General features: G+C 68.4%; 16 protein-coding genes and 1 pseudogene. 10 read left to right on the top strand and 7 right to left on the bottom strand.

Annotated features, from left to right (window positions below):
• Positions 1–56: 56 nt before the first annotated feature.
• On the top strand, positions 57–1,037 hold the full coding sequence (locus tag BLV57_RS41780; RefSeq protein WP_091300238.1) for a D-cysteine desulfhydrase family protein: 981 nt from the start codon (positions 57–59) through the stop codon (positions 1,035–1,037).
• A gap of 24 nt (positions 1,038–1,061) precedes the next feature.
• On the opposite strand, the pseudogene BLV57_RS41775 reads toward BLV57_RS41780, so the two are convergent.
• Positions 1,062–1,628: pseudogene (locus tag BLV57_RS41775) on the bottom strand (DUF998 domain-containing protein); the annotation flags it as partial.
• 52 nt (positions 1,629–1,680) lie between these two features.
• Positions 1,681–2,427, bottom strand: coding sequence for a protein phosphatase 2C domain-containing protein (locus BLV57_RS41770; RefSeq protein WP_091300109.1), 747 nt, complete (start codon positions 2,425–2,427; stop codon positions 1,681–1,683).
• A 65-nt stretch (positions 2,428–2,492) separates the two neighbouring features.
• On the opposite strand from BLV57_RS41770, the gene BLV57_RS41765 reads away from it, so the two are divergent.
• Together BLV57_RS41765 and BLV57_RS41760 are read left to right on the top strand one after the other, a co-directional pair.
• A complete protein-coding gene (locus BLV57_RS41765) occupies positions 2,493–2,702 on the top strand; it encodes a sigma factor-like helix-turn-helix DNA-binding protein (RefSeq protein ID WP_004559389.1) in 210 nt (69 codons plus the stop codon).
• Positions 2,702–3,244, top strand: coding sequence for a Clp protease N-terminal domain-containing protein (locus BLV57_RS41760; RefSeq protein WP_091300106.1), 543 nt, complete (start codon positions 2,702–2,704; stop codon positions 3,242–3,244). Before BLV57_RS41765 ends, BLV57_RS41760 begins: the two co-directional genes overlap by 1 nt.
• A 51-nt stretch (positions 3,245–3,295) precedes the next feature.
• Here BLV57_RS41760 and yczE read toward each other — a convergent pair whose 3' ends face one another.
• On the bottom strand, positions 3,296–3,916 hold the full coding sequence (gene yczE / locus BLV57_RS41755) for a membrane protein YczE (RefSeq protein ID WP_091300235.1): 621 nt from the start codon (positions 3,914–3,916) through the stop codon (positions 3,296–3,298).
• Between the two features lie 61 nt (positions 3,917–3,977).
• On the opposite strand from yczE, the gene yczR reads away from it, so the two are divergent.
• Together yczR and BLV57_RS41745 are read left to right on the top strand one after the other, a co-directional pair.
• Positions 3,978–5,429, top strand: coding sequence for a MocR-like transcription factor YczR (gene yczR / locus BLV57_RS41750; protein WP_091300105.1), 1,452 nt, complete (start codon positions 3,978–3,980; stop codon positions 5,427–5,429).
• Between the two features lie 274 nt (positions 5,430–5,703).
• Complete coding sequence (locus BLV57_RS41745; RefSeq protein ID WP_143047302.1) at positions 5,704–7,191, top strand: integrase; 1,488 nt, start codon at positions 5,704–5,706, stop codon at positions 7,189–7,191.
• A gap of 426 nt (positions 7,192–7,617) precedes the next feature.
• On the opposite strand, the gene BLV57_RS41740 is transcribed toward BLV57_RS41745, so the two are convergent.
• Positions 7,618–8,589 carry a hypothetical protein gene (locus BLV57_RS41740; protein WP_245757749.1) on the bottom strand — a complete coding sequence of 324 codons (972 nt, stop codon included), beginning with the start codon at positions 8,587–8,589 and terminating at the stop codon, positions 7,618–7,620.
• 402 nt (positions 8,590–8,991) lie between these two features.
• Between BLV57_RS41740 and BLV57_RS41735 the strand changes: the two genes are divergently transcribed.
• A complete protein-coding gene (locus tag BLV57_RS41735; protein ID WP_176969053.1) occupies positions 8,992–9,510 on the top strand; it encodes an RNA polymerase sigma factor in 519 nt (172 codons plus the stop codon).
• Here BLV57_RS41735 and BLV57_RS41730 read toward each other — a convergent pair.
• Positions 9,507–10,676 carry a pyridoxal phosphate-dependent aminotransferase gene (locus BLV57_RS41730; RefSeq protein ID WP_091300098.1) on the bottom strand — a complete coding sequence of 390 codons (1,170 nt, stop codon included), beginning with the start codon at positions 10,674–10,676 and terminating at the stop codon, positions 9,507–9,509. The genes BLV57_RS41735 and BLV57_RS41730 overlap by 4 nt on opposite strands.
• 29 nt (positions 10,677–10,705) lie before the next feature.
• Between BLV57_RS41730 and BLV57_RS41725 the strand changes: the two genes are divergently transcribed.
• Positions 10,706–12,034 carry a DUF445 domain-containing protein gene (locus tag BLV57_RS41725; protein WP_425426090.1) on the top strand — a complete coding sequence of 443 codons (1,329 nt, stop codon included), beginning with the start codon at positions 10,706–10,708 and terminating at the stop codon, positions 12,032–12,034.
• A 92-nt stretch (positions 12,035–12,126) separates the two neighbouring features.
• On the opposite strand, the gene BLV57_RS41720 is transcribed toward BLV57_RS41725, so the two are convergent.
• Positions 12,127–12,618: a CGNR zinc finger domain-containing protein gene (locus tag BLV57_RS41720; RefSeq protein WP_091300095.1), complete on the bottom strand. Its 492-nt coding sequence runs from the start codon at positions 12,616–12,618 to the stop codon at positions 12,127–12,129.
• An 84-nt stretch (positions 12,619–12,702) separates the two neighbouring features.
• On the opposite strand from BLV57_RS41720, the gene BLV57_RS41715 reads away from it, so the two are divergent.
• Genes BLV57_RS41715 through BLV57_RS41705 form a run of 3 tightly spaced genes read left to right on the top strand, consistent with a single transcriptional unit; the run spans position 12,703 to position 14,090 of the window.
• Positions 12,703–13,086, top strand: coding sequence for a VOC family protein (locus BLV57_RS41715; protein ID WP_091300093.1), 384 nt, complete (start codon positions 12,703–12,705; stop codon positions 13,084–13,086).
• Positions 13,087–13,096: 10 nt separating this feature from the next.
• Complete coding sequence (locus tag BLV57_RS41710; RefSeq protein ID WP_091300090.1) at positions 13,097–13,462, top strand: TFIIB-type zinc ribbon-containing protein; 366 nt, start codon at positions 13,097–13,099, stop codon at positions 13,460–13,462.
• A 4-nt stretch (positions 13,463–13,466) separates the two neighbouring features.
• Positions 13,467–14,090 carry an AAA family ATPase gene (locus BLV57_RS41705; protein ID WP_091300088.1) on the top strand — a complete coding sequence of 208 codons (624 nt, stop codon included), beginning with the start codon at positions 13,467–13,469 and terminating at the stop codon, positions 14,088–14,090.
• Between the two features lie 60 nt (positions 14,091–14,150).
• Here BLV57_RS41705 and BLV57_RS41700 read toward each other — a convergent pair.
• A partial coding sequence (locus tag BLV57_RS41700; RefSeq protein ID WP_143047215.1) for an IS30 family transposase occupies positions 14,151–14,467 on the bottom strand: 317 nt, incomplete at its 5' end.

Raw genomic sequence — 14,467 nt, 5'->3', positions numbered from 1 at the left:
TCGTTCGTTCGAACGAACAGTGGTCTTCACGGTACCCGATGGGCAGACTCGCTGGCATGTCCTTCGATCTGGAACGGTTCCCCCGTGTGTCACTCGGCCACTGGCCCACCCCGTTGGAAGAGGCGCCGAGGCTGGCCGAAGCGCTGGGACTCAAGCGTGTCCTCATCAAGCGTGACGACGTCAACCCGCTCGGCGTCGGCGGCAACAAGCTGCGCAAACTCGAGTTCCTGCTGGGCAAGGCGCTGGCCGACGGCGTCGACACGGTGATCACCTTCGGCGCGCTGCAGACCAACCACGGCAGGCTGACGGCCGCCGCCTGCGCCAAGCTCGGACTGCGCTGCGAACTCGTGCTCACCGCCAAGGTGCCGATGGACGGCGACGCCTACGAGCGCTCCGGCAACATCACGCTGGACCGCCTGTTCGGCGCGAACGTGCACGTCTGCGCCGACATCGAGGAGTCGGGCAAGGTCTACGACCGGCTCGTCGCCGAGGCGACCGGCAAGGTGGCGACGTTCCCGGTCGGCGGCTCGAGCCCGGTCGGTGTGCTCGGCTACGTCGCCGCAGCCGAGGAAATCCGCGCCCAGCTCGCGGAGCGGGGGATCGAGAAGGCTCGGATCGTGGTCCCGCATGGCAGCGCGGGCACCGCTGCCGGGATCGTGCTCGGCTGGCCGTGGGACGTCGACGTCGCCTGCGTCGGGCATCCCGCAGACGAGTCCCGCGAGACCCTGGAGCAGCTGGCGGGGGAGACCGCGGAGCTGCTCGGCGTGCCGAAGCCGTCGCTGGACCGGGTCCGGATCGGCGACCAGGCGCTCGGCCCCGGTTACGGCGTGCCGACCGAGAAGGTATGGCAGGCGCTAGGGCTTTTCGGCCGGACCGAAGGCGTGGTGCTGGACCCCGTCTACACCGGCAAGGCGGCCGCGATGCTGGTCGAATGGGCCGCCGCCGATGAGTCCGACGAGCCGGTCGTCTTCCTGCACACCGGCGGGCTGCCCGGCCTCTTCGGCTACGCGCCTCAGGCCAGCGCGGCTTTCAGCTGACGCGATCCGCAGCAGCCCGAACATCAGCACGACGTCCGAGATGAGCGCGAGACGCTGCACGATGCCGACCGGCAACGGGTCAGGGAACCCGAAGAGCGTGAGGAAGTACGAGACCGCGAACAGCACGAGCGTCCCGACGCACAAGGCGGTCAGCCGCTTGGCGAGCGGGTGGACCGCGCGCAGCGTGTGCCCGATGGCCGGCACGCTCAGGAACGCGACCATGCAGGCGTAAAGGTGGATCTGGCCGCTGATCGGCCGTGGTGATTCCGGATAGCTCGCCGGGAACACCGCGGCCGTCGCCAGGCCGAGTGACCAGGTCAGGAACAGGATCTTGGTGGTGCGGCTCAGCGGGATCCGCGCGGCGTGCAACGAGCCCAGCACGGCCATCGACCCGACCGAGAGCGCGAGCACGCTGGCGCCGAGCATGCCCTGGCCGCGGTCGGTGTTGATGTAGCTGGACAGCGTGTCGAGCAGCGGATCATGCGAGCTGATCAGGTGCAGCACGGTGATCGTGAACAGGCCCCAGCCGATCGCCACGTACGCCGTGATCAGCCACGGCCGGGTAGCCGGGTCCCCCAGTGGTCTCGCCATGGCCCCAGGCTGCCGTCGATCGGCCGAGCCGGAATCGGGGAGATCCCCGGATTCAACCCTGGAATCGCACGACCGCCAACGCCTGATCGTCGTGGATCTTCGACCGGGGCCAGCGCTCGCACTCCGCGTCTTCGCGCTCGGCCGCGCGGACCGTCTCGAGCACTTCGTGCGGTTTCATCGCGGCGACATCGGCCCAGCTGAGCAGCTGGTATTCATCGACACCCGCGGAAACGCCGTCGCTCGCGAGCATGACCACGTCGACGTCCTCGCGCCGCCAGCTGCGCCGAACCGCCTGATAAGCGGCTTTCGGATCCGCCTCGGCGACCCAAAATCCGCCTTCGACGTTGCGAAGCTGGTAGACGTCCTTGCTGGTGCGCAGCTTTTTGTTGCTACGCAAGGACGCGAGCCGGTCATCGACGATGGCCTCGATCCCGTTCCGTCCACAAGCGACGATCGGGCTGTCGGCCAGCACCAGCGCGTCGATCCGGTCCTCGGTCCACCTGGCGATGGCGACCGTGCTGGACGGCGAATCGCGCGGCTTGAGCCCGTTGTCCCGCGCGACGTTTTCGATGGCCCGCGCCAGCGCGTCGGCCAGGTCACTGTCCACTGTGACCGTTCGGCCGAGCTCCTCGATCAGCAACCCGGCGTACCAGCCGCCGGTGGGCAGATCGGGGCGCGGCTGGGTCGCGCCGTCGAGCAGGATGACCGCGTGCGGCAGCACCAGCACGTGATCCTCGGTCGGCCGGAGCCTGCCGTCCAAGCCGACGCCGGGGTGTTCGGCGACTTCTACTTCAGGCATGCGCCGATGCTAGCCGTTCGTCAACCTCGGTTGACATCGGCGGCGTGTCAACCTACATTGACATCATGACTGAAGCGACGGATCTGGCCGCGCGGGCAGGTGACCGCGACCCACGAGTGGGGTTGCGTGCGGTCGCCGCGCTGCGACGGCTGTTGGAGCAACTGGAGGCCGTGCAGGTCCGCAGCGCGCGGGTGCACGGCTGGTCATGGCAGGAGATCGCCGCCGAGCTGGGGGTCAGCAGGCAGGCCGTGCACAAGAAGTACGGGAGGCATTGATGTTCGAACGATTCACCACCGGCGCCCGTGAGGCCGTGGTCGACGCCCAGCGCGTCGCGGTCGAAAGCGGCGCCAAGCAGATCGACCCGATGCATCTGCTCGCCGTGGTGGCCGTCACGCCGTCCGGCCGGACCTTGCTCGGGGGCCTGGGGGTCGTCCCCGAGGACCTCGCGAGCGAGGTGAACCGTATCCGCAGGCGCGGTGGCATGAGCGACGCGGACGCGGAGGCGTTGAGCGAGTTCGGCATCGACGTCGAGCAGATCATCGCCAAGGTGGAACAAATGCACGGCCCCGGCGCGCTTTCCCCGCCACACGGGCGTCTCACCCGGCGCGACCGGCGGTCCAGGCTCCCCTTTGCGCGGGAGTCCAAGAAGACGCTGGAGAAAACGCTGCACGAGGCGTTGGCCATGGGGGACAAGCACATCGGCGAGGAACACATGCTGCTCGCGCTGGCCGCGCTGCCCGGACCCGCCTCGGATGTGCTGGCGCAGCGCGACGTCACCTACCTCGCCTTGCGTCAAGCCCTGACCAAGGCTTCCTAGGCCGGGGGGATTTAGCGGGCTTTATCCCGGGCCGGGATAAAGCCCGCTAAATCACGAGTCCTTGTACGCCACGTAAGGCAGCATCGCCTGCGTCAGCGGCCCAATGCTCAGCGCGTACAAAACCGTTCCCACGCCCACGGTCCCGCCCAGCAGCCAGCCGGTCGCGAGCACGATCACCTCGATGCCCGTGCGCACCAGCCGCACCGACCACCCGGTCCGCGCGTGCAACCCGGTCATCAGGCCGTCCCGAGGTCCGGGCCCCAGCCGCGCGCCGACGTAGACGGCCGTCGCGACGGCGTTGAACACGACACCGCCGACGAGCAGCAGCACCTGCCAGCCGAAGGCGTGCTGGTCCGGCAGGAACGCGCGCACCAGGTCGACGGTCACCGAGATGATCACGATGTTCGAGATCGTGCCGATGCCCGGCTTCTGCCGCAGCGGGATCCACAGCAGCAGCACGACGATCGACGCCAGGCCCGCGATGGTGCCGAAGCTCAGGCCGGTCAGCTTGGTGAGGCCCTCGTGCAGCACGTCCCACGGGTCGAGCCCGAGGCCGGCACGGGTGAGCATCGCCATGCTGGTGCCGTACAGCGCGAGCCCGCCCACGAGCTGCGCCGAACGGCGCAGTGGCGAGGCGGTGATGGACACGGGACGGAGATCTAACTGAGCCACGCTGTCCACTATCAGGCTAACTGGCCTTGCACACCATAGCCAATTGGTAATAATTGGCCTTATGAACCCGCTGATCCCGCCAGGTGGTCGCATATCGGCCACAAGATTGGCCGTGATGCTCGGCACCTGGCGGCAGGGTGGCTCACGCCAGGGCGCCTCGGACCTCGCCGCCGCCATCGAAATGCAGGTGCTCGACGGCCAGCTCCCCCTCGGCACCCGCCTGCCGCCCGAGCGCGAGCTGGCCGACGCGCTCGGTTCCAGCCGCACTCTCATCGGCGCCGCGCTGGACCGCCTCCGCGAAGACGGCCTGGTCGCCAGCCGCCGTGGCGCGGGCTCCTGGATCACCTCGCCCCGTCAGCAGGGCATCACCCCCGCCCTCCCCGAATCCGACACCCTCATCGACCTCGCCCGCGCGGCCCCACCGGCGGTCGCCGGCATCGTGCCCGCCGTCGACGCGGCCAGGGTGGCGCTGATCGACCACCTCGGCGAGCACGGCTACAGCGACGGCCTGCCCGTGCTCCGCGAGCGCATCGCCGAGCGCTACGCCGCCCGCGGCCTGCCGACTTCGCCGTCCCAGATCATGATCACCAACGGCGCCCACCACGGTTTCGTGCTCGCACTGCGCATGCTCGCGGGCCCCGGCGACCGCATCCTCGTCGAGCAGCCCACCTACCCGAACGCACTCGACGCCATCCGCTCCGCCCACGCCATCGCCGTCCCCGTCGCACTCGACGCCGGCGGCACCCAGGGCTGGGACATCGCGGGCATCGAAGCCGCGCTCCGGCAGGCCGCGCCCCGCTTCGCCTACGTCATCGCCGACTTCCAGAACCCGACCGGCCTCCGCCTCGACGCCGAAGGCCGCCACCGCCTCGCCGCCGCACTGACCCGAACCCGAACCCCGGTCGTGGTCGACGAAACCCTCGTCGAACTCGACCTCGACGGCGACCCACTCGAAGGTCCACCGCCATTAGCGTCCTTCGCGGGCGACCTGGCCATCAGCATCGGCTCGGCCTCGAAGTCCCACTGGGGCGGCCTGCGCCTCGGCTGGATCCGCGCGTCGGAAGACCTGCTCGGCAGGTTGGTCGCCTCCCGCTACTCGGTCGACCTCGGCTCCCCGATCTTCGAGCAGCTCATCCTCGCCGAACTCCTCACCGACCCCGAACCCTCCCTGCGCAAACGCCGCGAAGACGTCCGCGCCCTCCGCGAGGCCCTGATCGGCGCGGTCCGCTGGTACTGCCCCGATTGGACATTCACCGAGCCACCGGGCGGCCTTTCCCTGTGGTGCCGCCTGCCCGAGCCGGTGAGCACCCGCCTCGCGGTCGCCGCGGTCAACCACGGCGTCCAAATCGCACCCGCCTCCCGTTTCGGCGTCCACGGTGGACTCGAACGCTGGCTCCGCCTGCCCTTCGCCCAACCGGCCGACGTCCTTTTCGAGGCCGTGCGACGGCTGAGCGCGGCCGCGGTTTCCGTTGGCGGATCAGCGAAATCCGGCCTGGACTTGCCCATCACCTAAGCCAGCACCATAGGGCACTTAAAGTATTCGCGCAGTCGCTCAAAGTAGCTATAGAGTGGCAAAAAAGAGGAGGGGTAGCGGCCCGATGGGCGGCTCCCCTCCCCAAGATTCAGCGACTAGCGCACCTCAAGGATAACAGCCCGTGTCCGAACCGTCATCTCCAATGTCGGCACGCCTGTCCAGCGACCCGTACGCGGGGCACGTGCTGGCCAGACTGCTCGACTTCTTCCAAGACACCACGCCATGGCCGCGCGGGCTATGGGAAGTCGGCAGTGTGCTCGCACTCGAAGAAGCGGCCGAGTGCGGCGACTGGGTCCGGATGAAGGTGCTTTCGCAGGCGTCGGTGGCCTGGTATCTGCACGACCTGGAACGGCGGCTTGGTCCTGACCGTGGTCTCGGGGATACCAAGCTACGCAAGGAACTCACTGGGCTGTTGCGGTCGAAGCTGCCTCCGGATGGGCGTGACCGCCGTCGGCTGGTCCAGCTTCTGCCCGCGATCAAGCGGGGTTATTTGTCGAGATGGACGGAGAGCGTCGATTCCGCTTGCCCGCCGTCGCCTGAGCGCCTTGCACGGGCCTTGGCGACTCACCTGCTCGACAGCGGGCACAGTTCGGGGCGGCTCAACAGGTGGGTTCGCCGGCTGCGCGCGTGCTCTGATGCGACTTTGGGTGACCTGCTAGAAGCCGCCTGCGGATTTGCCGAGCAGCAGGACGAAACCTTCGAAGTGCTCGTGCCATTTCTCGCGCTGCCCGGTTATCAAGGACTGGCCTCACATTTGCCGGAATGGCTCTCGCCGCAACGCGCCGCGGAATGGTTCACCAATCGCGGAATCACTGATCCGCCAAGGCACAACGGCGCTTTCGTCTATGAGTTCACGGTCAAGGACACACTGGCCGCGGCCAGGGAGGCCGGCGCGTTGGTCCGTCGTTTGGATGGCAGGCGTTCGTACGCGCGCAGCGGCCGGAAGCGCTTGACGCCGGTCGGTCGCGTGTGGATCGACGGGCATCAGGGATCTCTGCCACTCGGCTCGGTGGATCGCGGAGTCAGCGTGCTCTCGCTCGTCAACGAGAAGAGCATGTATTCGATCAGGCAAAGTGATCGGCTCGATGAAGCCTTGGAACTGGCCGCGCCGCTCAACACCGGTTCCGCGGCCACCGCGGTGGCCGGCGGCTGGGCGGCGATCGAGTCGCTGTTGTTCCATCCTGGCGACCAATCGGATGTCGAGGAAGGGCGAGCCGTCGTCGCCGATCGGCTGGCGGCCATCGTGGCTTGCTCGTGGCCCCGTGCCGAACTCACGACGTTGTCGCATCGCCACAAACCCGCTGAACCCGATGATCTCGTGACCCGGCTCGGCGAATGCGGTTGTCAGGCCGACCGCGTCAGGGTGATCGCCGACGCACTGCTGACCGGCGCTCCATTGGCGCTGAGTTCGCCGCACGAGGTGGCGGCGGCGAAGCGGATGAGGGAGGTGCTCCGTGATCCACATCGACAGCTCGGCTGCGTCCGCACGGCCCTTCGCGGTGTTTTCCGGAGGCTGTATCGGCAGCGCAACATCGTCGTGCACGGAGGCAGCACCGCTGCTATCGCACTCGAGCCCGCATTGCGGACGTCGGCCCCGCTGATCGGCGCCGGGCTGGACCGCCTTGTCCACTCTCAGCTGATCGACGGCTTGGCGCCGTTGGATCTGGCCGCGCGCGCCGAGAACTCCCTCGCGCTGGTCGGGGATCCGCTGGGCCCCGACCCGACCAGCCTGCTCACGTGAGTCCGCCGACCAGCCGGGGCAACAAAAAACGGCCGGTGCGCCGGATGAAGATCCGCAGCTCCAGGGAGGTACTACGGCGTTGAATCATCCAGCGCACCGGCCGCGCGCCGGCGGTCTGCCAGGCAAAGCCCCTCGATATGCCCGGCAGGTGCCGACGCTCAGGTGCGGATCGGGGTGGAGTTCGTGCTCGGCGCGGTGAGTACGAACATCCGAAGCGCACCCGATGGTGGTCCTGGCACCGCGGGGGCATCGCGGTGCCAGGACCAGTGCCCGAAGCGGCCAGGCGCGGTCGGCCGATCGGGAAGTCTGGTGTGTGCACGCATGGGAAAGCCCCTGTCAAACGCATGGGAAAACGTTCAGACAAATGGGAAAGCGGCGAAGTTGATCTTGTTTTGGACGCGGCTCTCCCTGGAAAGGGGGCAGGCGTCAGTCAGGTGACGTGGTCGGCAGAGCTGCTTCTCTGCCCGCACCGTCGACCTCGTGGTCGAGACTGGTGCCGATCAGCCGGAGCTGAGTGGTGTTCGTGTCGGAGGTCAGCACGGCCAGCTGGTGGCGCGCGCCGCCCGCGGAGTCGTGGCCCGCGGTGAAGGTGCCGGTCGGGGTCAGTGGAGCGCTGGGCGCGTCCGGGAGCTGGCCGCCGCCGCTCGAACCGCCCGCCTTCACGCCCGCCTGCTGGTCGCTCTTGGCCGTCTTCTCGGCCGACTGACGCGATTGGACGGTGTGCGCCGCCGGATTGACCACTGTGGACACCCGGGCCGCGGTGGCGGGATCCGGGGTGGCGGGCGGGTTTTCCGGGGCAGCGGCCGCCGTGGCGGCCGTTTCAAAGGCCGGGCGGGTGGCGGTGACCGAGACGGTCGCGCTGCTGCCGCTGTGCGTCGGCTGGTCGTTGCCGAGTATCGGGAGGATGCCCTTGCCGACGCCGTTCAGCGGCAACGGCTCGGGGCAGTCGGGGTCGACCTGGCGGCCGGGGGTGAGCACGTCGTCGACGACGTTGGTCACGGTGCCGACGGTGTCGGTGACCACGTTGAGCACGGTGCCCAGCAGGCCGCCGAGCAAGCCGCCGCCACCGCTGGGCTGGGTGGCAGGCGTCTTTTTGCGCGGAGTCGGCGCCGACGCGGGCTCGGGGGTCTGGCTCTGGACCGAGAGTGTCTCGGCGGGAGCCGGTTCTTCTGTGGACAGTGCCGCGGGCTTGGCCGTCGGGACCTTGGCCACCTCGACGTCCGGGGTGGTGGTCACGACCGTTTCCGAGGCGGCGCTGGTGGTCTCTGGCGCTTCTTCGGCCGAAGCGGAGGTGCTGAGCACCGCGCCGAGCAACCAGGCGGCGGCGGTCAGGCCGCCCGCCATCAGGATCGAGGGCAGCATGCGGCCGGAGCGGGACACGGAATTCGTGCCACTCACCGCCACCACCACCGTCCGGGCCTGGAACTCAGGCGATCATCGCCCGAGTCGATCTTGCTTGGGGTCTCGTCTGGCCAGGTCGCAGTTCCCCCGGGGCTGCACTCTTTCTAGCATCGCAGGCGAGTGTTTCACCTCGATCGCGTTCGATCCACCCCGTAAGGCGGAACGGACGTACCGGCTCCGGTGGCGCAGGGCGAGAAGTTGATCACTCTGGGTTGGCCCCGGTGGGCGGGACTGCGGCCATTCGTGCCTGAGGGTAATTACTCAAATGGCGCTTGACCTGAGTTTTCGTGGATCTTCGCGCCCCTGCGTGCCGTCTCAGTCGCGGAAAGTGGCCAGAGCGGCTGGTCCTTCCGGACGGCGGAGGGCGGTTCTCGCATGCTGAATCGAGATCTTGGGCGGTTGGTCCGTTTGGCTGCGGAGGGCGACCAAACGGCGTGGAACGCGTTGGTCCGAAGCCTCTCCGTAGTCGTCCGCAACGCCGCGCACGCGTCCGCTTCGTGTGACGCCGACGTGCGGGATGCCTGTCAGGACGCGTGGCTCGCGCTCGTCGGTAAACGGTGTTCGCTGGAGCATCCGGAACGGCTGCCCGGCTGGCTCGCGACGGCCGCCAGGCGGTGCGCCCACCGTCGGGTGATGAAGCGCCGGTCGGACGTCCCACTGGCGTGTCGGACCGAGTACGCCGCGGCCTCGCCCGAGCAGCTGGTCTTGCTCACTGAGCGTGACAAAATGCTCTGGAAAGCTGTCGCGCGCCTGCCGCGCCGCTCGCGGGCGCTGATGTGGCTGCTCGCTCATCATCCCGAGCTCAGTCAGCGCGAAATCGCCGCTGAGCTGGGGATACGTCCAGGCAGCGTCGGCCCGCTCCGCCGAAGATGCCTGGATCGTCTCCGTCACCAGCTGATCACGGAAGGTTTCGACTAGCCGAGTTTGTGCAGCCGTTCGATCGCTTCGTCGAGCACCGAGTCCTCTTTGCAGAAGGCGAAACGCAACAGGTGTTTCCACTCGTCCGGGTGATCCGTGAACACCTTTACGGGGACCGCGGCGACCCCGACGCGTTCGGGCAGCTGATACGCCAGCTCCGCCGCGTCGGTGAAGCCGAGCGGCCGGACGTCCGCGCAGACGAAGTACGTGCCTTCGGTCTTCCGCACCGCGAAACCGGCCTCGGCGAGCCCTGCGGAGAGCCGGTCGCGCTTGGCCATCAGGCTGCCACGCAGGATCTCGACCCAGTCCAGTTCCTCGTCGAGCGCGTACGCCACGGCGGGCTGCAGCGGACCGCCGGAGACGAAGGTGATGAACTGCTTCGCCGCCTTGACCGCGGCGACCAGCTCGGGCGACGAGCAGACCCAGCCGATCTTCCAGCCGGTGCAGTTGAACGACTTGCCCGCGCTCGAGATCGAGACCGTGCGGTCGCGCATCCCGGGGAACCCGGCGAGCGGGAAGTGCTCGGCCTCGTCGAAGGTCAGGTGTTCGTAGACCTCGTCGGTGATCGCGATCAGGTCGTGCTCGACGCAGAGCTTCGCGAGACCTTCCAGCTCCGCGCGCGTGAACACGGTGCCGGTCGGGTTGTGCGGCGAGTTGACGAGGATCGCGCGCGTCGCGGGCGTGATCGCCGCGCGGACCGTTTCGAGATCCAGCGCGAACCGGCCGTCGGCGCCTTCCGCGAGCGAGACCACGCGACGCGTCGCGCCCGCCATGGCGACCGCGGCGGTGTACGAGTCGTAGTACGGCTCGATGACGATGACCTCGTCGCCGGTCTCGGTCAGCGCGATCAGCGTCGCGGCGATCGCCTCGGTGGCGCCCGCGGTGACGAGGATCTCGCCGTTGGGGTCGTACTCGATCCCGTAGCGCTCGGCGCGGTGCTTGGCGATGGCCTCGCGCAGCTCCTGGCGCCCCGGCCCCGGCGGGTACTGGTTCGCGCCGCCGAACAGGGCCTTTTGGGCTGCTTTGAGCATTTTCTCGGGGCCGTCGGTGTCAGGGAAACCCTGGCCGAGGTTGACGGCTTCGTGCCGGACGGCCAGCGCGGTCATCTCCGCGAAGATCGTCGAACTGAACGGCTGGAGGCGGGGTACTAGAGCAGGTTCGCGCACGATCGGCAATCCTCACGGACAATGGCGGCGTGGAGCAACTGACCAACGGTAAGGCCGAGCCCGCGCAGCTCACGGGCGGCACCGCGCGCTTGGCGGATCCTCCCGGCGGAAGTGCCGCCGAGGAGGAGAAACGGCGTGCGCTGCGCAAGATGAAGCTCGTCGCGCTGTCGTTCCTCATCGGCGCGTCGGTGATCTTCCTGGTGACCAGCTGGGGACTCGCCCAAGGCTGGCCGAACTGGGTCGAGTACGTGCGTGCGGCCGCCGAAGCCGGCATGGTCGGCGCGCTGGCCGACTGGTTCGCCGTGACGGCGTTGTTCCGCCATCCGCTCGGCATCAAGATCCCGCACACCGCGATCATCCCGCACAAGAAGGACGTGCTGGGCAACAGTCTCGGCGACTTCGTCGGCGCGAACTTCCTGTCCGAGTCGGTGGTGCGCGACAAGCTGAAGCGGGTCGGCGTCGCGCGGCGGCTCGGCGAATGGCTCGCGCAGCCGGACAACGCCGAGCGCGCGTCGCACGAGATCGCCAACGCCATGCGTGCCGCCGTGAAGGTGCTGCGCGACGAGGACGTGCAGGCGATCCTCGAGCAGACGATCGTGCGGCGCGTCGTCGGCCCGCCGTGGGGCCCGCCGCTGGGCAAGGTGCTCGCCGGGATCTTCGCGGACGGCTCACACCACAAGCTCGTGGACCTGATGTGCGACCGCGCGTACGAGTGGGTCCGCGACAACCACTCGACCATGCTGCGGGTCGTCTCCGACCGCGCGCCGACGTGGTCGCCGAAGTTCGTCGACGAGATGCTGGCCGACAAGGTCTACGGCGAGGTCCTGTCGTTCGCGTGGGCGGTGAAGACCGACGTCAACCACCCGATGCGGCTGACGCTGGACAAGTTCCTCGGCGAGTTCGCGCAGGATCTGCAGACCGACCCGGACGTGATGGCGCGGGCCGAGCAGGTGAAGTCGCAGGTCATCCAGCACGGCGAGGTGCAGAAGCTGATCGGCACCGCGTGGGCGTCGATGAAGGAGATGCTGCTGGCCGCGGCCGAGGACCCGTCGAGCGAGCTGCGCAAGCGCATGCGCGAGGGGCTGCGGTCGGTCGGGCAGCGGCTGATCGACGACGACAGCATGCGGACCAAGGTGGACGGCTGGCTCGAGGGCGCGGCGGCCTATCTGGTCACGCACTACTCGCGGGAGATCACCACGATCATCACCGACACCGTGGAGCGCTGGGACGCCGAAGAGACGTCGCGGAAGATCGAGCTTCAGGTCGGCCGGGACCTTCAGTTCATCCGGATCAACGGCACGGTGGTCGGCGCGCTGGCCGGTTTGGCCATCTATTCGGTGGCCCACCTGCTGTTCTGAGCCCTATAGCACACGGTTCGGCCGCGCTGCGGAGTTGTCCACAGGAAGTTGAGTTATCCCTAGGGTTGTCCACAGCATTTGACCGTGTTGGCCTAGTGACTGTCCACAGGTTGTGGTTCGGCCTGTGGTTCGGCGCCTCGGGCCCGCCAGGCGCGGGCCTTTTCGCGGTTGCCGCAGACGCGCATCGAGCACCAGGTGCGCGAGCGGTTGCGTGAGTTGTCGAAGAAGGCCCAGAGGCAGTCGTCGGCCGGGCAGATCTTGACGCGTTCCCACTCGCCGAGCACCGCCAGCCGGGTGGCGGCGGCGAGCACCGCGGCCACGACGTCTTCGGCCGCGAGGCGCGGGCCTGATCGGCCGAGTTCGGCATGCAGTGGCACGCGGAGTTCGCGCGGGCTCAGCCTCGGATCGCCGACGGCCGCGCGGAGCGCGTGACGGGCTTCGCGCGCCTCGGCGAGCGGGCCGGGGCGCAGGTCGCGCTTGGCGGCCCAGGCGTGCCAGGTGGCCGCCGCGGCCAGCTCGTCGGTGTTCTCCTCGACGTTCACCGTGTTGAGGAACTCGACCACGAGTGAAGCGTCGTCGTTCATGGAAACCAGTGTAAGCCGGACACCGGTTGCGTCCCGTCGAGCTAACTCCCATACTGAGTTGACCGGTTACGAGGAGGAGATTCGATGTCCGCGGTCCCCGCGTTCGGCGGCTTTGTCTACGACTGTCCCGACCCGGCGGCACTCGCCGAGTTCTACCGCGCGCTGCTCGACTGGCCCGCGCCCAAGGCGGCCGTGGACGGTCACTGGGTCACGCTGACCAACCCGGCCGGTGGCTCGCGGCTGGAGTTCCAGCGGGTCGACGGCTACCGCGCGCCGGAGTGGCCGTCGCAGGACAAACCGCAGCAGGCGCACCTCGATCTCGATGTCACGGACATGGAGGCCGCGCACGAGCGCGTGCTCGCGCTGGGCGCCAAGCTGCTCGACGACGAGCCGAAGACATTCCGGGTCTACGCGGATCCCGCTGGGCATCCGTTCTGCCTCTGCGCATGCGGCGTCGATTATGCGTAGCCTGTGATGTGTGATTTGTCCGAAGTGTCAAAACGTCATGCGCACCGTCTCCAAGAGCGGTGTCGCCATCGAGCAGTGCGAAGGATGCCGCGGCATCTTCCTCGACCGCGGTGAGCTGGAGCAGATCGCCGGCGCGGAGGCCTCGTACTACGGGAACCAGCCTCCGGCCTATCAGCCGCCGCCCACGCAGCACTACCAGCAGCCCGGTGGCTACTACGCGGATTCGCCGAAGGGTTACCGGGGCGGCCACGGCTACCCGGACTCGCCCAAGGGCTACCGCGGCGGGCATGGCTACCCCGACTCCCCGAAGGGCTACCGGGGCGGGCACGGCGGGCACAAGCGCCGCAAGAGCTTCCTCGAGGAGCTGTTCGACTAGACACGTGCTCGATCTCAAAATCTGTCCCGCCTGCGGCGACCGGGCCGAGTACCCGGTCGCCGAAGGGTCGGAGCTGCGGTGCGCGGTCTGCGGTCACCGCTGGCCGTTCCGGCGGTTGCCCCTGTTCGCGCTGACCGGCCCGAGCGGCGCAGGCAAGTCGACGGTCGGTCCGCGCCTGGCCGCGCGTCTCTCCGACGAGGTCGTGCTGCTGGAGCAGGACGTGCTGTGGGTCGGCGGGCTGCGCAACGACGTCGACGGGCACCCCCGCTTCCGCTCGGTCTGGCTGCGGATGGCCGCGATGATCCACCAGAGCGGCCGCCCGGTCGTGCTCTGCGGAACCGTCCTGCCCGCCGAGCTCGAGTCCCGGCCGGAGCGCGTGTTCTTCTCGGACATCCACTACCTCGCGCTGATCAGCGACCCCGACGCCTTGCGCACCCGCCTGCGCGCACGACCCGCCTGGCGCGGCTGGAACGACGAGTCCCGCATCGACGAGATGCTCGAGTTCAACGACTGGATCCACCGCGAAGGTGCCCGCACCACCCCGCCGATGGACCTCTTCAACACCACCCACGTCCCACTCGACGACTCGGTCGACCACGCCGAATCCTGGATCCGCAAGCACCTCTGACCCCGTCGAAAGCCCGAAAGCCACTTTCGTCAGGTGCCATAGCCCGAAAGCCAGGTGGTTTCAACTGGTTGTTGCAAGTAGTGCTTTGTCTAGTGCTTGTGCTGGTGTGAGCAGGCCGAGTGTAGGGCGTGGTCGGGTGTTGAGGCGGAGGGCGACGGTGTCGCAGTGGGTTTGGGTGAGGTGGCGCAGGTCTGAGCTTTTGGGCCAGTACTGGCGTAGCAGGCCGTTGGTGTTTTCGTTGCTGCCGCGTTCCCAGGGGCTGTGTGGGTTGCAGAAGTAGACCTGCAGGCCGGTGTCGAGGGTGAACTGGGCGTGCTGGGCCATCTCGTTGCCTTGGTCCCAGGTCAGTGATCGTTTCAGTGCGGCGGGCAGGGTGG

Origin of the sequence: Amycolatopsis xylanica, assembly GCF_900107045.1 — a bacterium.
Lineage (GTDB): Bacteria > Actinomycetota > Actinomycetes > Mycobacteriales > Pseudonocardiaceae > Amycolatopsis > Amycolatopsis xylanica.
This window is presented reverse-complemented; position numbering and strand designations above follow the sequence as displayed.

Bases quoted from the DNA above. Each gene is read 5' to 3' on its own strand.
- BLV57_RS41780 (WP_091300238.1), top strand. From the start codon at position 57: ATGTCCTTCGATCTGGAACGGTTCCCCCGTGTGTCACTCGGCCACTGG.
- BLV57_RS41770 (WP_091300109.1), bottom strand. From the start codon at position 2,427: ATGCCTGAAGTAGAAGTCGCCGAACACCCCGGCGTCGGCTTGGACGGC.
- BLV57_RS41765 (WP_004559389.1), top strand. From the start codon at position 2,493: ATGACTGAAGCGACGGATCTGGCCGCGCGGGCAGGTGACCGCGACCCA.
- BLV57_RS41760 (WP_091300106.1), top strand. From the start codon at position 2,702: ATGTTCGAACGATTCACCACCGGCGCCCGTGAGGCCGTGGTCGACGCC.
- yczR (WP_091300105.1), top strand. From the start codon at position 3,978: ATGAACCCGCTGATCCCGCCAGGTGGTCGCATATCGGCCACAAGATTG.
- BLV57_RS41720 (WP_091300095.1), bottom strand. From the start codon at position 12,618: ATGAACGACGACGCTTCACTCGTGGTCGAGTTCCTCAACACGGTGAAC.
- BLV57_RS41715 (WP_091300093.1), top strand. From the start codon at position 12,703: ATGTCCGCGGTCCCCGCGTTCGGCGGCTTTGTCTACGACTGTCCCGAC.